The sequence below is a fragment of the Allobosea sp. TWI1241 genome (assembly GCF_039673065.1).
Classification (GTDB): Bacteria; Pseudomonadota; Alphaproteobacteria; order Rhizobiales; family Beijerinckiaceae; genus Allobosea.
Genome location: NZ_JBDJKW010000003.1, coordinates 308,032 through 325,349 on the forward strand (window position 1 = coordinate 308,032; position 17,318 = coordinate 325,349).

18 protein-coding genes are annotated in these 17,318 nt (G+C 69.0%); 14 read left to right on the top strand and 4 right to left on the bottom strand.

What is annotated here, in order from left to right:
- Nucleotide 1: 1 nt before the first annotated feature.
- From ABE438_RS06630 to ABE438_RS06660, 7 genes are all read left to right on the top strand, one after another.
- Nucleotides 2-826, top strand: a complete 825-nt coding sequence (locus tag ABE438_RS06630) for an ABC transporter ATP-binding protein (RefSeq protein ID WP_346501812.1) — start codon at nucleotides 2-4, stop codon at nucleotides 824-826.
- Between the two features lie 241 nt (nucleotides 827-1,067).
- Complete coding sequence (locus ABE438_RS06635) at nucleotides 1,068-1,982, top strand: branched-chain amino acid ABC transporter permease (protein WP_346501813.1); 915 nt, start codon at nucleotides 1,068-1,070, stop codon at nucleotides 1,980-1,982.
- A 13-nt stretch (nucleotides 1,983-1,995) separates the two neighbouring features.
- The gene (locus tag ABE438_RS06640) at nucleotides 1,996-3,075 is read left to right on the top strand and encodes a branched-chain amino acid ABC transporter permease (RefSeq protein ID WP_346501749.1); all 1,080 of its coding nucleotides are present in this window, start codon (nucleotides 1,996-1,998) and stop codon (nucleotides 3,073-3,075) included.
- A 110-nt stretch (nucleotides 3,076-3,185) separates the two neighbouring features.
- Complete coding sequence (locus tag ABE438_RS06645; RefSeq protein ID WP_346501750.1) at nucleotides 3,186-4,511, top strand: ABC transporter substrate-binding protein; 1,326 nt, start codon at nucleotides 3,186-3,188, stop codon at nucleotides 4,509-4,511.
- Nucleotides 4,512-4,678: 167 nt separating this feature from the next.
- Nucleotides 4,679-5,524, top strand: coding sequence for an ABC transporter ATP-binding protein (locus tag ABE438_RS06650; RefSeq protein ID WP_346501751.1), 846 nt, complete (start codon nucleotides 4,679-4,681; stop codon nucleotides 5,522-5,524).
- A gap of 32 nt (nucleotides 5,525-5,556) precedes the next feature.
- On the top strand, nucleotides 5,557-6,231 hold the full coding sequence (locus ABE438_RS06655; RefSeq protein WP_346501752.1) for a zinc metallopeptidase: 675 nt from the start codon (nucleotides 5,557-5,559) through the stop codon (nucleotides 6,229-6,231).
- Between the two features lie 27 nt (nucleotides 6,232-6,258).
- Nucleotides 6,259-7,491, top strand: a complete 1,233-nt coding sequence (locus tag ABE438_RS06660; protein ID WP_346501753.1) for a phenylacetate--CoA ligase family protein — start codon at nucleotides 6,259-6,261, stop codon at nucleotides 7,489-7,491.
- A gap of 6 nt (nucleotides 7,492-7,497) precedes the next feature.
- Here ABE438_RS06660 and ung read toward each other — a convergent pair whose 3' ends face one another.
- Together ung and ABE438_RS06670 are read right to left on the bottom strand one after the other, a co-directional pair.
- The gene (ung, locus tag ABE438_RS06665; protein ID WP_346501754.1) at nucleotides 7,498-8,199 is read right to left on the bottom strand and encodes a uracil-DNA glycosylase; all 702 of its coding nucleotides are present in this window, start codon (nucleotides 8,197-8,199) and stop codon (nucleotides 7,498-7,500) included.
- 56 nt (nucleotides 8,200-8,255) lie between these two features.
- Nucleotides 8,256-9,776 (bottom strand): bifunctional metallophosphatase/5'-nucleotidase, encoded by a 1,521-nt coding sequence (locus tag ABE438_RS06670; RefSeq protein ID WP_346501755.1) that lies wholly within the window; start codon nucleotides 9,774-9,776, stop codon nucleotides 8,256-8,258.
- A 159-nt stretch (nucleotides 9,777-9,935) separates the two neighbouring features.
- Between ABE438_RS06670 and hemH the strand changes: the two genes are divergently transcribed.
- From hemH to ABE438_RS06700, 6 genes are all read left to right on the top strand, one after another.
- Nucleotides 9,936-11,000, top strand: a complete 1,065-nt coding sequence (hemH, locus tag ABE438_RS06675) for a ferrochelatase (RefSeq protein WP_346501756.1) — start codon at nucleotides 9,936-9,938, stop codon at nucleotides 10,998-11,000.
- Nucleotides 11,001-11,170: 170 nt separating this feature from the next.
- Nucleotides 11,171-12,142: an SPFH domain-containing protein gene (locus ABE438_RS06680; RefSeq protein ID WP_346501757.1), complete on the top strand. Its 972-nt coding sequence runs from the start codon at nucleotides 11,171-11,173 to the stop codon at nucleotides 12,140-12,142.
- A 2-nt stretch (nucleotides 12,143-12,144) separates the two neighbouring features.
- A complete protein-coding gene (locus tag ABE438_RS06685; RefSeq protein WP_346501758.1) occupies nucleotides 12,145-12,591 on the top strand; it encodes an NfeD family protein in 447 nt (148 codons plus the stop codon).
- A 139-nt stretch (nucleotides 12,592-12,730) separates the two neighbouring features.
- Entirely contained in the window at nucleotides 12,731-13,261 is a 531-nt protein-coding gene (locus tag ABE438_RS06690; RefSeq protein ID WP_465248564.1) for a L,D-transpeptidase, read from the top strand.
- 155 nt (nucleotides 13,262-13,416) lie between these two features.
- On the top strand, nucleotides 13,417-13,734 hold the full coding sequence (locus ABE438_RS06695) for a DUF2853 family protein (protein ID WP_346501759.1): 318 nt from the start codon (nucleotides 13,417-13,419) through the stop codon (nucleotides 13,732-13,734).
- Between the two features lie 93 nt (nucleotides 13,735-13,827).
- Nucleotides 13,828-13,959 carry a hypothetical protein gene (locus ABE438_RS06700; protein WP_346501760.1) on the top strand — a complete coding sequence of 44 codons (132 nt, stop codon included), beginning with the start codon at nucleotides 13,828-13,830 and terminating at the stop codon, nucleotides 13,957-13,959.
- Between the two features lie 10 nt (nucleotides 13,960-13,969).
- Here the strand turns inward: ABE438_RS06700 and ABE438_RS06705 are convergent, their stop codons facing one another.
- On the bottom strand, nucleotides 13,970-15,271 hold the full coding sequence (locus tag ABE438_RS06705) for a class I SAM-dependent methyltransferase (protein ID WP_346501761.1): 1,302 nt from the start codon (nucleotides 15,269-15,271) through the stop codon (nucleotides 13,970-13,972).
- Between the two features lie 221 nt (nucleotides 15,272-15,492).
- Here ABE438_RS06705 and ABE438_RS06710 point away from each other — a divergent pair, with 221 nt between their 5' ends.
- Nucleotides 15,493-17,010: a methyl-accepting chemotaxis protein gene (locus ABE438_RS06710; protein ID WP_346501762.1), complete on the top strand. Its 1,518-nt coding sequence runs from the start codon at nucleotides 15,493-15,495 to the stop codon at nucleotides 17,008-17,010.
- A gap of 22 nt (nucleotides 17,011-17,032) precedes the next feature.
- Here ABE438_RS06710 and ABE438_RS06715 read toward each other — a convergent pair whose 3' ends face one another.
- Nucleotides 17,033-17,260: a DUF1674 domain-containing protein gene (locus ABE438_RS06715; RefSeq protein WP_346501763.1), complete on the bottom strand. Its 228-nt coding sequence runs from the start codon at nucleotides 17,258-17,260 to the stop codon at nucleotides 17,033-17,035.
- Between the last annotated feature and the right edge of the window lie 58 nt (nucleotides 17,261-17,318).

A 17,318-nucleotide genomic window follows, 5' to 3' on the forward strand; every position in this document is an offset into this window, starting at 1 on the left:
GATGGACACGATCCGGGAGGCGGCCGCCGCCTCGGTGCCGAAGCCGCAGGCGCGCCATGGCGAGGTGCTGCTGGCGGTCGAGAACGTCTCGCTGCGCTTCGGCGGGGTGAAGGCGATCAACGACGTCTCCTTCGACATCCGCAAGGGCGAGGTCCGCGCCATCATCGGGCCGAACGGCGCCGGCAAGACCTCGATGCTCAACTGCATCAACGGCTTCTACCATCCGCAGGAAGGCCGCATCGCCTATCGCGGCGTCACCCGCGCCAGGATGCGCCCGCATCAGGCCGCCGCCGCCGGCATCGCCCGCACCTTCCAGAACGTCGCTTTGTTCAAGGGCATGTCGACGCTCGACAACATCATGACCGGGCGCACCCTCAAGATGAAGCGCGGCTTCTTCTGGCAGGCGCTGCGCTTCGGCCCGGCGATGACCGAGGAGATCGCGCATCGCAAGGTGGTCGAGGACATCATCGACTTCCTGCAGATCCAGCACATCCGCAAGCTGCCGGTCGGCAAGCTGCCCTACGGGCTGCAGAAGCGCGTCGAGCTCGGCCGGGCGCTGGCGATGGAGCCCGAGCTGCTGCTGCTCGACGAGCCGATGGCCGGCATGAACCTCGAGGAGAAGGAGGACATGTGCCGCTTCATCCTCGACGTGAACCAGCAATTCGGCACGACGATCGCGCTGATCGAGCACGATATGGGCGTGGTGATGGACCTGTCCGACCGCGTCGTCGTGCTCGAATACGGCCGCAAGATCGCCGACGGCACGCCCGACGAGGTCAAGCGCGATCAGAAGGTGATCGACGCCTATCTGGGGGTGGCGCACTGATGGCGGGCCTCGACCGACAGAAGACGGGCCGCGACGCGCGGCACACCCGTTCCCCCGAGCCCTTCCTCGCAGGTGCCCTGTCATGAGCGACGTCGCCGTGCGGCCCTCGACGCCGCTTCTCGCCAATGCCTGGATCAAGGCCGGGCTCATCATCGCCGGCATCGCCGCCGCCGCGCTCGTCGGCGCCCGGCTCGATCCGACAGGCACGGTGCACAAGGTCCTGGTCGATCCCTTCGTCCAGATGGCCGACATGCCCGACCTCTTCGTCCAGACGATCTGGGAGGGGCTGGTCTCCGGCGTGCTCTACGCGCTGATCGCGCTGGGCTTCGTGCTGATCTTCAAGGCCTCGGGCGTGTTCAACTTCGCCCAGGGCATCATGGTGGTCTTCGCGGCGCTGACTCTGGTCGGCCTCTACGAGAAGGGCGTCCCCGCCTTCCTCGCGGTGATCCTGACGCTCGGCGTGATGTTCGTGCTGGCATTCACCATCGAGCGGGTGGTGCTGCGCCCGCTGGTGAACCAGCCCGACATCATCCTGTTCATGGCGACCTTCGGCATCACCTATTTCCTGATCGGCTTCGGCGAGTCGCTGTTCGGCGGCAATCCCAAGCAGATGATCACCGAGCAGCTCTGGCTGCCGCGCGGCGCCCTGGAATTCGAGGTGCTGGGCGGGCGGCTGATGCTGCAGAAGATCGACATCGCCGCAGCGGTGATCGCCTCGCTGATGATCGCGGCGCTGGCGCTGTTCTTCCAGTACACCCGCATCGGCCGCGCCCTGCGCGCCGTGGCCGACAGCCACAAGGCGGCACTCTCGGTCGGGATCTCGCTCAACCAGATCTGGGTGATCGTCTGGTTCGCCGCCGGCAACGTCGCGCTGATCACCGGCATCATGTGGGGCGCGCGCTCCGACGTGTCCTTCGCGCTGGAGATCGTCGCGCTGAAGGCCCTGCCGGTGCTGATCCTCGGCGGCTTCACCTCGATCCCCGGCGCCATCGTCGGCGGGCTGATCATCGGCATCGGCGAGAAGCTCGGCGAGTTCTACTGGGGCCCGCTGATCGGCGGCGGCATCGAGAGCTGGCTGGCCTATTTCATCGCGCTCGGCTTCCTGCTGTTCCGGCCGCAGGGCCTGTTCGGCGACAAGATCATCGAACGTATCTGAAGGGGTCGAGACCGTGTTCTACCGCGAAGCCGGCCAGTTCAAGACGAGCTACTCCGCCGACATGGCCGTGTTCCCGATCCGGCAGGACCGGATCGGGCTGGCCGTCATCCTGCTGATCGCCTTCGTCGCCATTCCCTTCATCGGCAACGACTTCTTCATCTCATCGGTGATGATCCCGTTCCTGGTGTTCTCGCTGGCGGCGATCGGGCTGAACATTCTCACCGGCTATACCGGGCTGATCTCGCTCGGCACCGCCGCCTTCATGGGGGTCGGCGCCTATTCCTGCTACAAGCTGACGACCTTCTTCCCGGACGTGAACATCATCGTCCTGGTGCTGGTCTCCGGCTTGTTCTCGGCGGCGATCGGCGTGCTGTTCGGCCTGCCCTCGCTGCGGATCAAGGGCTTCTACCTCGCGGTGGCGACGCTCGCGGCGCAGTTCTTCCTGCAATGGGCCTTCGTGCGCGTGCCCTGGCTGTTCAACTACAACGCCTCGGGCGCGATCGAGGTGCCGCAGCGCACCCTGTTCGACATTCCCGTCACCGGCGCGTCCGCCTCGCCGGAGACCCGCTACTTCGTCTGCCTCGGGCTGGTGGTGGTGCTGACCTGGTTCGCCTCGAACCTGGTGCACGGCCGGCTCGGACGCTCCTGGATGGCGGTGCGCGACATGGACATCGCCGCCGAGCTGATGGGCATCAAGCTGCTCAACGCCAAGCTCGCCGCCTTCGCGGTCTCCTCCTATTTCGCCGGGGTCGCCGGCGCGATGATGATCTTCTTCTGGTACGGCACCGCCGAGGCCGCCGACGTCTTCTCGATCAGGCTGTCCTTCAACATCCTGTTCATGGTGATCATCGGCGGGCTGGGCTCGCTGATCGGCTCCTTCTTCGGCGCGGCCTTCCTGGCCGTGCTGCCGACGGCGATGAAGTTCGGCCTGCCGGCGCTCGGCGTGCCGCTGGCCGGCGCCACCGCCGAGCACGTCACCTTCATGCTGGTCGGCGCGCTGATCATCATCTTCCTGATCGTCGAGCCGCACGGGCTCGCCCGTCTCTGGCAGATCGGGAAGCAGAAGCTGCGAACCTGGCCGTTCCCCTATTGAGGCAAGGGACGGTCCAAGCACAACGACCTGCCGCAAACCGCACAAGCGGCAGGCAAGAGCGAGAACGGGCGCGGCACGAACCGCATCCGCCAGCAACAACGGAGGAAGCCATGAAGAAGAGCAATGCCTTCAGGAGCGCGGCGCTCGGTGCCCTGCTCGCCGCCGGCGCCCTCGCCGCCCCGGCCAGCGCGCAGGACAGCATCTACTTCGCCAACAACGCCTACCGCACCGGGCCCTTCTCCGGCTCCGGCATCCCGATCGGCGACGGCATGCGCGACTACATCGCGATGATCAACGAGCGCGACGGCGGCGTGAACGGCGTCAAGATCGTCTACGAGGAGTGCGAGACCGGCTACGACACCAAGAAGTCGATCGAGTGCTACGAGCAGGCCAAGTCGAAGAACACGGTGCTCTATTCGCCCTGGTCGACCGGCGCGACGCTGGCGGCGATCCCGCGCGCCCATGTCGACAAGATCCCGATCCTCTCCATGGCCTACGGCCTCTCGGCCTCGGCCGAGGGCTCGAGCTTCCCCTGGGTGTTCATCCCGCCGCTGACCTACTGGGACGGCGCCTCGGTGATGGTGAAGCACATGGCCAACGAGCTCGGCGGCTTCGACAAGCTCAAGGGCAAGAAGCTCGGCCTGATCCATCTCGACGCCCCCTTCGGCAAGGAGCCGATCCCGGTGCTCGAGAACCTCGCCAAGAAGTACGGCTTCGAGCTCAAGCTCTACCCGGTCGCCGCGGCGGAAATGCAGAACCAGGGCTCGCTCTGGCTGGGCATCCGGCGTGACCGTCCCGACTTCCTCTACAACCAGGGCTGGGGCGCGATGAACCCGACCGCGGTGAAGGAGGCGATCCGCAACAACTTCCCGATCGGCAAGCTGGTCGGCGTCTGGTGGGCCGGCGGCGACGACGACGCGCGGGCCGGCGGCGCGCAGGCCAAGGGCTACAAGTCGCTGAACTTCAACGCGGCGGGCCAGGATTTCCCGGTCATACAGGACATCCTCAAGCACGTCGTCGACAAGGGGAAGAGCAGCACGCCGAAGGATAAGGTCGGCGAGAACCTCTACAACCGCGGCGTCTACAACTCGATGCTGGTCGTCGAGGCGGTGCGCAACGCCCAGCGCATCACCGGCAAGAAGGTCATCAACGCCGAGGACATGCGCCGCGGCCTCGAGGCCCTCAACATCACCGAGGCCCGCCTGAAGGAGATCGGCATGGACGGCTTCGCCACGCCGACCGTGATCTCCTGCTCCGACCATTCCGGCCACAGCAAGGCCTATGTCGCGGAATGGGACGGCACCAAGTGGACCAAGGGCTCCGACTGGATGGAGCCGCTGAAGGACGAGGTCCGGCCGCTGATCGAGGCCTCGGCCAAGGACTATGTCGAGAAGGCCGGCAACTGGCCCAAGCGCAGCGAGAGCTGCGACAAGTAAGGCCCGTCCGGCCGAACGCCTTGCCTTCTTCCCCGCCGGGGAGAAGGCCCGCGAAGCGGACGGATGAGGGGGCCACCATCAGCCAGCCTCGTCCGTCCGTCCCTCAGCCGGCCCGGCCGCCGCCGGGCCACCTTCTCCTACGAGCGGAGAAGGAAGGAGCGCGCAAGATGACGACCGCCCCCCTCGAAAGGCCCGCCGTCGCAGCAGCGACCGATGCGATCCTGTCGCTGAACAATATCGAGGTGATCTACGATCACGTCATCCTGGTGCTGAAGGGCGTCTCGCTGACCGTGCCGCGCCGCGGCATCGTCGCGATCCTCGGCGCCAACGGCGCCGGCAAGACCACCACCCTCAAGGCGATCTCGAACCTGCTCAAGGCCGAGCGCGGCGAGGTCACCAAGGGCTCGATCGTCTTCGACGGCGAGCGCGTCGACAAGCTCTCGCCCAACGAACTGGTCCGCCGTGGCTGCATCCAGGTGATGGAGGGCCGCCACTGCTTCGGCCATCTCACCATCGAGGAGAACCTGCTCACCGGCGCCTTCACGAGGCGCGACGGCAACGCCGCGATCCGCCGCGACCTCGAGAAGATCTACGAACTGTTCCCGCGCCTGCGCCAGCGCCGCAGCTCGATGGCCGGCTACACCTCCGGCGGCGAGCAGCAGATGTGCGCGGTGGGCCGCGCCATGATGTCGAAGCCCAAGATGATCCTGCTCGACGAGCCCTCCATGGGGCTGGCGCCGCAGATCGTCGAGGAGATCTTCGAGATCGTGCGCCGGCTCAACGCCGAGGAGGGCGTCTCCTTCCTTGTCGCCGAGCAGAACACCAACATGGCGCTGCGCTACGCCACCTATGGCTACATCATGGAGACCGGCCGCGTCGTCATGGACGGCGAGGCGGCGATGCTGCGCGAGAACGAGGACGTCAAGGAGTTCTACCTCGGCGTGGCCGAGGGGGACCGCAAATCCTTCCGCGAGGTCAAGAGCTACAAGCGCCGCAAACGCTGGCTGTCATAGTCCGGCCGGGATCGGCGGGCACGACCGCCGCCATGCTCTACATCCTGTTCGCCCTCCTCGTCGTCGCGGTCATCTATGGACCGCAGTTCTGGGTCCGCTATGAAATGGACAGGCACGCCGCAGACAGGCCAGACCTTCCCGGCACCGGGGGCGAGCTCGCGCGGCACCTGCTCGACCGTTTCGGGCTCGACCAGGTGCCGGTCGAGATGACGGCCGCCGGCGACCATTACGATCCTGACGCGCGCGCGGTGCGCCTGTCGCCCGGCAATCACGACGGGCGGTCGATCACCGCCGTCGCCGTCGCGGCCCATGAGGTCGCCCATGCGCTGCAGCATGCGCAGGGCAGCCGGCTCTTCGACGTCCGCACCGGGTTGGCGCGCCTGCTCGGCAAAGTCGACAAGGTGACGAAGGTGGTGCTGATCGCGGCGCCGGTGATGATGATGCTGACGCGCATGCCGGCGGTCGGCCTGATGCATTTCGCGGCGGTGATGGCGCTGCTCGGCATCGGCCTCGTCGTCCACCTCGTCACCCTGCCGGTCGAGTTCGACGCCAGCTTCGGCAAGGCGCTGCCGGTGCTCGAGCAGGACGGCTACCTGCATCCGAACGACCTGCCGGCCGCGCGCGGCGTGCTGCGCGCCGCCGCGATGACCTATGTCGCCGCCTCGCTGATGGGGCTGCTCAATTTCCTGCGCGTCCTGCGCCGATAGGGCGACACAGCTTCTGGGGCTAGAGCGATGAGCGAGCATTACGACGATCTGGAGACCCGCCCGCCGGAGCGGCGCGAGGCAGACCTGTTCGCCCGCCTGCCGGCGACGCTCGCCGCCGCGCTGGCGGCACCGGGCTACGCCGCCCATCTCGGCCGGATCGATCCGCACGAGATCACCGACCGCAACGCGCTTTCCCTGCTGCCTGTGTTGCGCAAATCGGAGCTGCCGGCGCTCCAGAAAGCCGCGCTGCCCTTCGGCGGCTTCGTGCCAGGCGCGACGGGCGGCTTCGGCCGGCTCTTCACCTCGCCCGGCCCGATCTTCGAGGCGGAAGGCACGGGCAGCGATCCCTGGGGCGCGGCGCGCGGCCTGTTCGCCGCCGGCCTGCGCGGCGGCGACATCGTGCTGAACACCTTCGGCTACCATCTGACGCCGGGCGGCTTCATCATGGATTCCGGCGCCCGCGCGCTCGGCTGCGCCGTGATCCCCGCCGGTCCCGGCAACACCGAACAGCAGCTGGAAGTGATCGACGCCTATCGCCCGAGCGCCTATGCCGGCACGCCGGACTTCCTGAAGCTGCTGGTCGAGGCGGTCGAGGCCCGCGGCGGCGACGTCTCCTGCCTCAAGCGCGCCGTGGTCTCCGGCGCCGCCTTCCCGCCCTCGCTGCAGGACTGGGTCCGCGGGCGCGGAATCGACGCCTACCAGCTCTACGCCACCGCCGATCTCGGCCTGATCGCCTATGAGACCAGGGCGCGCCGGGGCATGGTCCTGACCGAGAACCTGATCGTCGAGATCGTCCGGCCCGGCACCGGCGACCCGGTGGCCGAGGGCGAAGTCGGCGAGATCGTCGTCACCAGCCTCGATCCGCAGCGCCCCTGGATCCGGCTCGCGCTCGGCGACCTCACCGCCATCCTGCCCGGCACGAGCCCCTGCGGCCGCAGCAATGCCCGCATCCGCGGCTGGCTCGGGCGCGCCGACCAGACGGCCAAGATCAAGGGCATGTTCGTGCGCCCCGAGCAGGTCGCCGAGATCGCCCGGCGCCATGCCGAGATCGCCCGGCTCAGGCTGGTGATCGGCCGGGCCGACGAGCTCGACACCATGACGCTCAAGGCCGAGATCTACGCCGAGCCCGCCGGCTTCGTCGACGCGGTCGCCGCGACGCTGCAGCAGGTGACCAAGCTCAAGGGCGCGGTCGAGATCCTGCCGCTCGGCGCCCTGCCCAATGACGGCAAGGTCATCGCCGACGAACGCCCGGTCGGCTGACCGGCCTCACCAGGCGATCGGCGCCTCGCCCTTTTCCGCGAGCCAGGCGTTCGCCCGTGAAAACGGCTGCGAGCCGAAGAAGCCGCGCCGGGCCGAGAGCGGCGAGGGATGGGTGCTTGCCAGCACGAGATGCCGGCTCTCGTCGATCAGGGCCCGCTTCGCCTGTGCCGGCGCGCCCCAGAGAATGAAGACCGCATGCGGGCGGCGCTCCGAGACCGCAGCGAGGATGGCGTCGCTCACCGCGCGCCAGCCGAGACGCAGATGCGAGCCGGCCTGCGTCGCCCCCTCGCGCACGGTGAGCGCGGTGTTGAGCAGCAGCACGCCCTGCCGGGCCCAGTCCGAGAGGTCGCCGGGGCGGCCGGCGCCGGTGCCGAGATCGTCGGCCAGCTCGCGGAAGATGTTGCCGAGCGAGCGCGGCAGCGCCCCGCCGCCGACATGGGAGAAGGCGAGCCCGTTGGCATGGCCGGGTGTCGGATAGGGATCCTGGCCGAGGATGACGACGCGCACGCACTCCAGCGGCGTCAGCGCCAGCGCGGCGAAGAGGCGCTCGGGCGCCGGCGCCACGACATGGCCGGCGGCGCGCTCGGCATCGACGGCGGCGCAGGCCCGCTCCGCCGGCCCGTCCGGCGCGAAGACGGGCAGCGCCGCCCAGCCCGCCGCCTCCGGCGCGGCGAGGAAGGCTGAGAGCGCATCGCGATAGCTCGACATGGCGGGGTCCGGCGCGGTTGGTCCCTCGCCCTGCGGCGAATCGGGAAGGCCTTAGCCTAGCGCAGCACCGCGCGGCCCTCGACCCGCGCCGAGACCGTGCCGAGCCGGCGCAGATAGACCATGACCTCGTTGGCCATCAGCTTGCCGTCGGTGAGGCCGATCAGGGTGCGCCCGCGCGCCAGCGCCCCGTAGCCGTCATTGCGGGCGAGCAGGAAGTCGTTCGAGGCGACGGTGTAGCGCCCGTCCGGGTCGATCGGCGCGCCGTCGACCTCGACCGAGAGCACGCGCTCGCCCTGGGCGCGCGCCGGATCGGCGACGAAGCGCAGGCCTGAGACCACCGGGAAGCGGCCGGCGCCCTGCGGCGCGGCCTGGAGCCCGTTCTCGAGCGCCGCCACAACGTCACGGCCGCCGATCTCCACCATCACGGTGGTGTTGCCGAAAGGCAGCTCGGTCAGGACGTCGCGCCGGGTCAGGACGTGCCCTGCCGGATAGGTACGGTCGCCGCGGATCGCGCCGGCGTTGAGGATGGCGAGCCGCGCACCGGTGGCGGCCCGGATCGCGTCGGCGAACAGGTTGCCGATCGCCGTCTCCTGCCGGCGGATCACGCCCGTGCGCGAATCGAGCGGCGTCGCCAGCGTGGCGATGCCGACGTCGAGCCCCTTCGACAGCTCCGCCTCGTAGCCGGCGACCAGCGCCTGCACCCGCGGCTCGGGCTCGGCCAGCCGGGAATCGTTGATGCGGAAGCGCGGCGTCCAGGACACGCGGCGCGCCGCCCCCTCGCCTGTCACCTGCGCCACGATGTCGATGGCGGTGACGTAATTGCCCTCCTCGTTGGACTCCACCATCACCACCCGTCCGTCGTAGGCGACGGCGAGATCATGGTCGTGGCCGGTGAGCAGGATGTCGACCAGCCGCGAGCGGACGATGGCGTTGTCCATCGCCCGGTCGGCATGCGCAACGGCGACCAGCATGTCGGCGCCCTGCGCCCGCAGCGCGGCGGCTTCGCGCGCCAGCGCCTCCAGTGTCGGGGAGAAGCGCAGGTCGCCGGGGCTGGAGACCTGCGGCGTCGCGTCGAAGGCCAGGCCGATCACGCCGACCCGGATGCCGCCGAGCACGAAGAGCGCCGAGTCGCGATGGCCCGGCAGCACCGCACCGTCGGCGTCGCGCAGATTGGCGGCGAAGGTCGGGTAGCGCTGCTGCGCCGTCAGCTTGAGATAGTTCGCCTTGCCGAAGTCGAACTCGTGATTGCCGGGCACGAAGACGTCGAGTCCCATCTCGTTCTGCATCGCCACGACATGCGCGCCCTGATCGAAGCCCGACATCAGCGAGGGCGAGTAGCAGTCGCCGGCATGGCAGAACAGCACCGGCACGCCGCGCGCCCGCTCCGCCCTGGCGATGCCGGCGGCGCGGGCGAAGCCGCCGCGCCCGTCGCGATCGCCCATCTTGTAGATGTCGTTGACCAGCAGCAGGGTGAAGCTCGGCGCCGCCGGGAGCGTCTGCGCCAGCCCGCCGCCCATGGCGAGCGCCGGCCCCGCCCCCAGCATGCGCAGCGCATTGCGACGGGTCATCCTGCTCATCGATCTGCTCCCGGGGGTAGCCGCCGCATCCAGACTAGCAGGGCGCGGCAGCCGCGGTGAACGGCTTCCGCGATGTCGCACCCCGGTATCGCAGGGCCGTGACGACTGGACGAACCGGCGAACTCGTCTAAATCACACGAGGAACGAAAGCGGATAGCGATGAGCCCCGACACGAGCGACAAGACCGCGGCTGTGGTCCCGACCCTTCCGCCCGACCATCCGCCGATCCGGATCGGCCGGATCGGCGTGCTGTTGATGAATCTCGGCACGCCCGAGGGCACCAGCTACTGGCCGATGCGCGCCTATCTCAAGGAATTCCTCTCCGACCGCCGGGTCATCGAGGAGCCGCGCTGGAAATGGTGGCCGATCCTCAACCTTATCATCCTGAGCACCCGCCCGGGCCGCAAGGGCAAGGACTACGCCAGCATCTGGAACAAGGAGCGCGACGAGGGCCCGCTCAAGACGATCACCCGCGCCCAGGCCGAGCAGCTGGCCGAGCGCCTCGCCGCCGCCGGCGAGGATCGGATCGTGGTCGACTGGGCGATGCGCTACGGCTTCCCCGACGTGAAGAGCCGCCTCAAGGCGCTGCTCGACCAGGGCTGCGACCGAATCCTGATGGTGCCGCTCTACCCGCAATACGCCGCCGCGACCTCGGCGACCGCCTGCGACCAGGCCTTCCGCGCGCTGATGGAGATGCGCTGGCAGCCGGCGGTGCGCGTCGCGCCGCCCTATTACGACGATCCGGCCTACATCAAGGCTATCGCCGATTCGATGCGCGCCTCGCTGGCCACGCTCGCCTTCGAGCCGGAGGTGATCCTGTGCTCTCTGCACGGCATGCCGCAATCCTACCTGCTCAAGGGCGACCCCTATTACTGCCAGTGCGTCAAGACCTGGCGGCTGCTGCGGGACGAGCTCGGCATGTCCTCGGAGCGCTTCCGCCTGACCTTCCAGTCGCGCTTCGGCCCCGAGGAATGGCTGAAGCCCTATACCGACGAGACGGTGAAGGCGCTGGCCGAGAGCGGCACCAAGTCGATGGCGATCGTCGCGCCCGGCTTCTCGGCCGACTGCCTGGAAACGCTCGAGGAGCTCGACGGCGAAAACCGCGAGATCTTCATGCATCATGGCGGCGAGAACTTCGCCTATCTGCCCTGCCTCAACGATTCCGAGGAGGGGGTGCGGGTGATCGAGAGCGTGGTGCGCCGCGAGCTGATGGGCTGGCTCTGACCTGAGCCGGCCTCTCAAGGCGCCGCGACGGCACAGGTGACGTGCCGGCCGGCAGGCGCCATAAAGGCTCCCGGCCGGCCCGCGAAAGCGGTCCAGATCGTCACAATAGCCTGCGAGACCGGCGCGCCCTCGCCGGGACGGCCCGCCGCGACAGACCGGAGACCCTGCTGATGAACCCGTTCGGATTCGACATCGTCGTCGTGGTGCTGGTCGGACTGGTGATCCTCACCGTCGCGCTCGGCGTCCGGACCATCCCGCAGGGCTACAACTACACCGTCGAGCGCTTCGGCCGCTATTCGCGCACGCTCGGCGCCGGGCTTGGCCTGATCGTGCCCTATATCGAGCGCGTCGGGCACAAGGTGAACGTGATGGAGCAGGTGCTCGACATTCCGAGCCAGGAGGCCATCACCAAGGACAATGCCGGCGTCACCATCGACGCCGCCGCCTTCTTCCAGGTGCTCGACGCCGCCAAGGCCAGCTACGAGGTCTCCTCGCTCTCGCAGGCGCTGGTCGTGCTGACCATGACCAATATCCGCACCGTGGTCGGCTCGATGGACCTGGACGAGTTGCTCTCGCATCGCGACGAGATCAACGAAAAGCTCCTCCGCGTCATGGACGCAGCCGCCTCGCCCTGGGGCGTCAAGGTCACCCGCATCGAGATCCGCGACATCCAGCCGCCGCACGACATCGCCGGCGCGATGAACCGCCAGATGAAGGCGGAGCGCGACCGTCGTGCCGCCATCCTCGAGGCCGAGGGGCTGCGCCAGGCCGAGATCCTCAAGGCCGAGGGCCAGAAGCAGGCGCAGATCCTCGCCGCCGAGGGCCGCAAGGAAGCCGCGCTGCGCGATGCCGAGGCCCGCGAACGCCTCGCCCAGGCCGAGGCCGCCGCCACCGCCATGGTCAGCGAGGCGATCAGCAAGGGCGACATCCAGGGCGCCAACTTCCTGATCGCCGAGCGCTATACCGACGCGCTGAAATCGATCGCCGGCGCCAACAACAGCAAGGTGGTGATCGTGCCGATCGAGGCCGCGGCGCTGGCCGGCTCCGTCGGCGGCATCGCCCAGCTCACCCGCGCGGTTTTCGGGCCCGACGGCGCCGCCAATGCCGGCCGCACCGGCTCGGTTCCGAAGACGGGGGCCTGAGCGTGCTCGACGGCTTCGCCAGTCTCGGCGGCTGGGCCTGGGTCGTCCTCGGCCTCGTGCTGATCGGCGCCGAGATGCTGGCACCCGGCATCTTCCTGCTCTGGCTCGGGCTGGCGGCGCTGCTCACCGGCCTCGTCGTCGGCCTCACCGCCCTGTCTTGGCAAGGGGCCTGGCTGGTCTTCGCCGCCCTCAGCATCGCCTCCGTCGTGGCCGGCCGGCTGATCACCCGGCGCAAGGAGGACGAGCCGGACGCCGCGCGCGGCCTCAACGCCCGCGGGCGCAACCTGGTCGGGCGGGTCTTCCGGCTGGAGCAGTCGATGATCGGCGGCGAGGGCCGCCTGCGCATCGACGATTCCTCCTGGCGGATCATCGGGCCGGATCTGCTGGCCGGCGCGCAGATCCGCGTCGTGCGCGTCGAGGGCGCGACCCTGGTGGTCGAGGCCGCCTGAGCCCGTCGCCGCGGATCGGCGCCGGCGGCAACCCTTCGTTCATGCTGAATCCGCGGTTCACCATGCTGCTGAACCGGCGATTCACCGGCACCGTCGCCTGATGGCGCCGCGCGGGCGGTTCCGCGCGGGAGGTCCCATCATGGCGCGCCGCTCAAGCCCGATCGATCTCGTCCTCGCCGCAGGCCTGGCCTTGCTCATGCTGCTGCTGATCGCCCGGCCCGGCCAGGCGCGCGAGCTGGTCGCCTTCCCGGACCATCGCTACCATCCCGGCACCATCGTGATCCGCACCGCCGAGCGGAAGCTCTATTTCATCGCGGCCCCGGGCCAGGCGCTGCGCTATACCGTGGCGGTCGGCAAGGCCGGCAAGAGCTGGCGCGGCGTGAAATATGTCGAGGAGCTCGCGGTCGAGCCGGCCTGGAGCCCGCCGGCCTCGGTGAAGCGCGACAATCCCCGCATCCCCGACTACATCCCGAGCGGCGCCCCCAACAACCCGATGGGCGCCCGCGTCATCGGCCTCGGGCCGGGCGGCGAATACGCCATCCACGGCACCAACAATCCGCGCTCGGTCGGAACGGCCGCCTCCTATGGCTGCTTCCGCATGTACAACCACGACGTGATCGACCTCTATGCCCGGGTGCGCATGGGCACGCCGGTGGTCGTCCTGCCCTGAACCCGTCGATCCGGCCCTGACGAAAGACCAGTGCCGGCCCGCCAGCGAATTTGGCCTTCTCCCCTCGCCTGCTCTCCCGAAGCCGGATATCGTCGGCGGCGTGCGACATCTGTCCTGCCACCCACGAACCCAAAGGTCTCAAAGAGGGGATAGCCATGGATCATCTCGCCGACGTCAAGAAGTTCGCCAGGAAGCCCGTCAACGAAGCTGCCTTCGCCGGCATGACCAAGGCCTATGCGCTCGTCATGAGCAAGCCGGACACCCGCTATGTCGCCTGCACCGATCCGGCCGAGCTCGAGCGGGTGCGCGAGAACTTCCTCAAGAAGAAGCTCGGTCTCGGCGGCGGTGATCTCGACGCCAGCATCAAGGCGGTGTGCGAGCACATGAAGGCCGACAAGACCAAGTCGCGCCTGACCTTCTACTATCTGCTGGCCGAGCATTACGGAAAGCTCGACGCCTTCGTGAAGGCCTGAGCATCGCGCCCGACGCCGCCGGCCGGTGCCGGCGGCGAAACCGGCTCTCATGCCGACAAGACCGCGACATCGACGATCCCGATGGAGAGTGAGATGTTCGCCCCGACCCGTTCCGCCGTCGCCGGCCACGCGCGCACGATCTTCACCGTCGCGGAAGCGGCGCTCTCCTCGGCGATCGTCTTCGCCTCGGGCCTGGCCTTCGGCGCCGCCATCGGCTTCTTCTGAGCCGTCAGCCTCAGCGGTAGAGATCGGCGCGCGTCAGCGGCAGGCCGGACGCGCCCTTGCGGCGCTTCGAGACCAGCGTCTGGTTGACCAGCGCCCCGCCGCGCTCGAAGGCGAGCGAGCAGCCGGCGAGATAGAGCAGCCACATCCGCGTCCGCTCCGGCCCGATCTCGGCCTCCGCCTCGGCCCGGCGCGCGTTCAGCCGCTCCCACCACAGCCGCGTCGTGCGCTGGTAGTGCTCGCGCCAGCCCTCGACATCGTGCACCTCGAAGCCGTAGCGTTCGAGATTGGCGATCGACATGCCGAGATGGTCGAGCTCTCCTCCCGGAAAGATGTAGCGCACCAGCGCCCGGTATTCCGGTGGCATCCGGTTGAAGGCCTTCTCGGTCTTCTTGGCGCGGCGCGAGATAGTATGGTGCAGATAGAGCCCGCGCGGCTTGAGCAGCCGGTTCACCGCCTGGAAATAGGTCGGGTGATTGCGGATGCCGACATGCTCGAACATGCCGATCGAGGAGATCTTGTCGAAGCTCCCCTCCATCTGGGTGAAGTCCTTGAGATGGAGCGTCACCCTGTCCTGCAGGCCGAGCGCCGCGACGCGTTCGCGGGCAAGCGCCAATTGCTCCTCAGCCAGGGTCACCCCATGCGCCTCGACGCCGTAATGCTGCGCGGCATAGCAGACCAGCGCGCCCCAGCCGCAGCCGATGTCGAGCAGCCGGTCGCCCGGCTTGAGCCGCAGCTTACGGCAGATCATCTCGAGCTTATCGGTCTGCGCCCGCGCGAGATCGTCATGGTCCTCGGTGAAGTAGGCGCAGGTATAGACCATGCGCTCGTCGAGGAAGAGGCGGTAGAAGGCGTTGGAGACGTCGTAGTGATGGGCGATGTTCGCCTTGTTGGTCTCGGGCCGCCCGTCGCGGGCGATCTCGTCGCCGGCGATGTGGTCGACCGCCCGCGGCGCCGTCCCCGGCGCGAACAGGAAGCGGCGCACCACCTCGAACACCGCGCCCTTGGGGATGCCGCGCGCCAGCCGGCCGACCTTGCCGTCCGGCCGCGCCGCGGCGAGGTCGAAGACCGAGCCGTTCTCGATGGCGATGCGGTCGGCGACGTGCAGGTGCAGCAGCGTGTCGAGCCTCGGCCGGCGCAGCAGTGCCGCGACCACGCCGGAATCGCGGATGGCGATCATCAGCCCGTCCGCCGGCCAGTCGGCCGGGACGCGCGTGCCGTCCCAGAGCGCGAAGCCGAGCTTCAGCCCGAGCTTGGCATGCGCCTCGCCCAGCAGGCGCCGCAGCGCCTCGACCCGTCTGGCATCCGCACTCATCGGCGTCCGTTCGTCAGCTTGCAGGTCCCGCCTGTGTGGCCGCCGCCGCCGTCCATTGCAAGTCCGCGGCAAGTACGCCGCACCGCAATGAGCAGGCCGCGCCCGTTGTGCGCTGCATTTTCACAAACCCCGTCTGGGGATTCTCGCAAAATTAACTATGGCCGGCTCATGATCAGGCTCGTGGCTTCTAGTGCCGCGCTACTCGTAACGGGAAAAGTCCCATGTCATCAGAGGATGGTCTTGGACGTCGGCTGGCCTTCATGAAGCTCGGTGACAGGGAACGCGCCCTCATCGCCGGACTCGAAACCACGATCGTGGACGCGCTTCCGGGTGCGCTCGACACGTTCTACACGCAGATCATGAGCTTCCCCGAGACCAAGGGGTTCTTCAGCACCGCCGGGCGGATGGAGAGCGCCAAGGGCCGGCAGATCTCGCACTGGCATCGCATCGCCCGCGGCCAGTTCGACGAGGACTATGTCGCGGCGGTCACCGCCGTCGGCGAGGTCCATGCCCGCATCGGCCTCGAGCCGCGCTGGTATATCGGCGGCTATGCCATGCTGCTCGGCTCGCTGCTCGGCTCGATCCTGGAGGCGCGCTGGCCGAAGGGCCGCTTCGGCGGCAAGCTGCCCGGCGCCGAAGAGCGCTCCGCCGAGATCGCCGCCGTGGTCAAGGCCGCGCTGCTCGACATGGACTACGCCATCTCGGTGTATTTCCAGGCCTCCGAGCGCGCCCGCCTGGCTCTGGAAGCCGATGCGCGCGCCGCCGAGGAAGCCAAGACCGCCGAGCGCGACAAGGCCATCGCCCAGGTCGGCACGGGCATGGCGGCACTGTCGCGTGGCGACCTGACCTATCGCATGACCGATGACATGCCGCCCGAATACGCGGTGCTGCGCGACCATTTCAACCAGGCGATGGACCGGCTCTCGCAGATGGTCGGCACCATCAAGAGCGGCTCGGCCGCGATCTCGACCTCGGCGCTGGAGATCAACAGCGGCGCCGACGATCTCTCGGCCCGCACCGAGCAGCAGGCTGCGGCGTTGCAGCAGACCGCGGCGACGACGGAGCAGCTGACCGCCTCGGTCAAGACCTCCTCCCAGTCCTCGGTGCAGTCGGCGACGCTGGCGGACAACGCCTCCAAGGTGGCGCAGACCGGCGGCGAGATCGTCCGCGAGGCGATCGAGGCGATGGCGCGCATCGAGGGGGCCTCGAAGAAGATCTCCGAGATCACCGGCGTGATCGACGGCATCGCCTTCCAGACCAACCTGCTGGCGCTCAACGCCGCCGTCGAGGCGGCCCGTGCCGGCGAGGCGGGCCGCGGCTTCGCGGTGGTCGCCGCAGAGGTCCGCGCGCTGGCGCAGCGCTCGGCCGAGGCGGCGAAGGACATCACCACGCTGATCGGCTCGTCCGACACCGAGGTGGTCGAGGGCGTGCGCCTGGTCCGTCAGGCCGGCGAGACGCTGGAGAAGATCGTCACCGCCACCACCCAGGTCTCCGCCACGGTCAACGAGATCGCGGCCGCCTCGGGCGAGCAGGCCAACGGCATCGACGAGATGGCCCGCACCGTCAGCCATATGGACGAGATGACCCAGAGCAATGCGGCGCTGGCCGAGGAGAGCGCGGCCTCGGCCCGGGCCCTGCTCGACCAGATCGAGCGGCTCAACCGGCTGGTCGGCGCCTTCCGCACCGGGCCGGAGGAGCAGGCGGCAGCGCCCGCCGCCGCGCGGATCCGCGCGGCCTAGCAGTCGGCATGCGAGGGCATCGTCAGAAATCGCTGGCGATGCCCTTCACCTCCCAATCGTCATAGCGCACGGGCTCGAGCCCGCCGCGACCGTCGATCTCGCGGGCTCCGGTGATCTCGGCGGCGCGTGCGTCGATCGCGGCGCGCCTCGCCTCGGCCTCCGCAAGCGCCCGCTTCGCGGCCGGCGGCAGCGTCTTGGCGGGGGCGTCCCCGTCGCTCGCCGCGTCCTTCGGCATCTCGTCGCCGCCCATCGCGCCACCTCCTGCTCGCATCTCGTCTTGCGGGACCGGCCCCGCCCTCACCACATAG

Excerpts from the sequence above, each read along its gene's own strand:
- ABE438_RS06630 (WP_346501812.1), top strand. The coding sequence starts at position 2 with ATGGACACGATCCGGGAGGCGGCCGCCGCCTCGGTGCCGAAGCCGCAG.
- ABE438_RS06635 (WP_346501813.1), top strand. The coding sequence starts at position 1,068 with ATGGCCGACATGCCCGACCTCTTCGTCCAGACGATCTGGGAGGGGCTG.
- ABE438_RS06645 (WP_346501750.1), top strand. The coding sequence starts at position 3,186 with ATGAAGAAGAGCAATGCCTTCAGGAGCGCGGCGCTCGGTGCCCTGCTC.
- ABE438_RS06650 (WP_346501751.1), top strand. The coding sequence starts at position 4,679 with ATGACGACCGCCCCCCTCGAAAGGCCCGCCGTCGCAGCAGCGACCGAT.
- ABE438_RS06655 (WP_346501752.1), top strand. The coding sequence starts at position 5,557 with ATGCTCTACATCCTGTTCGCCCTCCTCGTCGTCGCGGTCATCTATGGA.
- ABE438_RS06660 (WP_346501753.1), top strand. The coding sequence starts at position 6,259 with ATGAGCGAGCATTACGACGATCTGGAGACCCGCCCGCCGGAGCGGCGC.
- ung (WP_346501754.1), bottom strand. The coding sequence starts at position 8,199 with ATGTCGAGCTATCGCGATGCGCTCTCAGCCTTCCTCGCCGCGCCGGAG.
- ABE438_RS06670 (WP_346501755.1), bottom strand. The coding sequence starts at position 9,776 with ATGAGCAGGATGACCCGTCGCAATGCGCTGCGCATGCTGGGGGCGGGG.
- hemH (WP_346501756.1), top strand. The coding sequence starts at position 9,936 with ATGAGCCCCGACACGAGCGACAAGACCGCGGCTGTGGTCCCGACCCTT.
- ABE438_RS06680 (WP_346501757.1), top strand. The coding sequence starts at position 11,171 with ATGAACCCGTTCGGATTCGACATCGTCGTCGTGGTGCTGGTCGGACTG.
- ABE438_RS06690 (WP_465248564.1), top strand. The coding sequence starts at position 12,731 with ATGGCGCGCCGCTCAAGCCCGATCGATCTCGTCCTCGCCGCAGGCCTG.
- ABE438_RS06695 (WP_346501759.1), top strand. The coding sequence starts at position 13,417 with ATGGATCATCTCGCCGACGTCAAGAAGTTCGCCAGGAAGCCCGTCAAC.
- ABE438_RS06700 (WP_346501760.1), top strand. The coding sequence starts at position 13,828 with ATGTTCGCCCCGACCCGTTCCGCCGTCGCCGGCCACGCGCGCACGATC.
- ABE438_RS06705 (WP_346501761.1), bottom strand. The coding sequence starts at position 15,271 with ATGAGTGCGGATGCCAGACGGGTCGAGGCGCTGCGGCGCCTGCTGGGC.
- ABE438_RS06710 (WP_346501762.1), top strand. The coding sequence starts at position 15,493 with ATGTCATCAGAGGATGGTCTTGGACGTCGGCTGGCCTTCATGAAGCTC.
- ABE438_RS06715 (WP_346501763.1), bottom strand. The coding sequence starts at position 17,260 with ATGGGCGGCGACGAGATGCCGAAGGACGCGGCGAGCGACGGGGACGCC.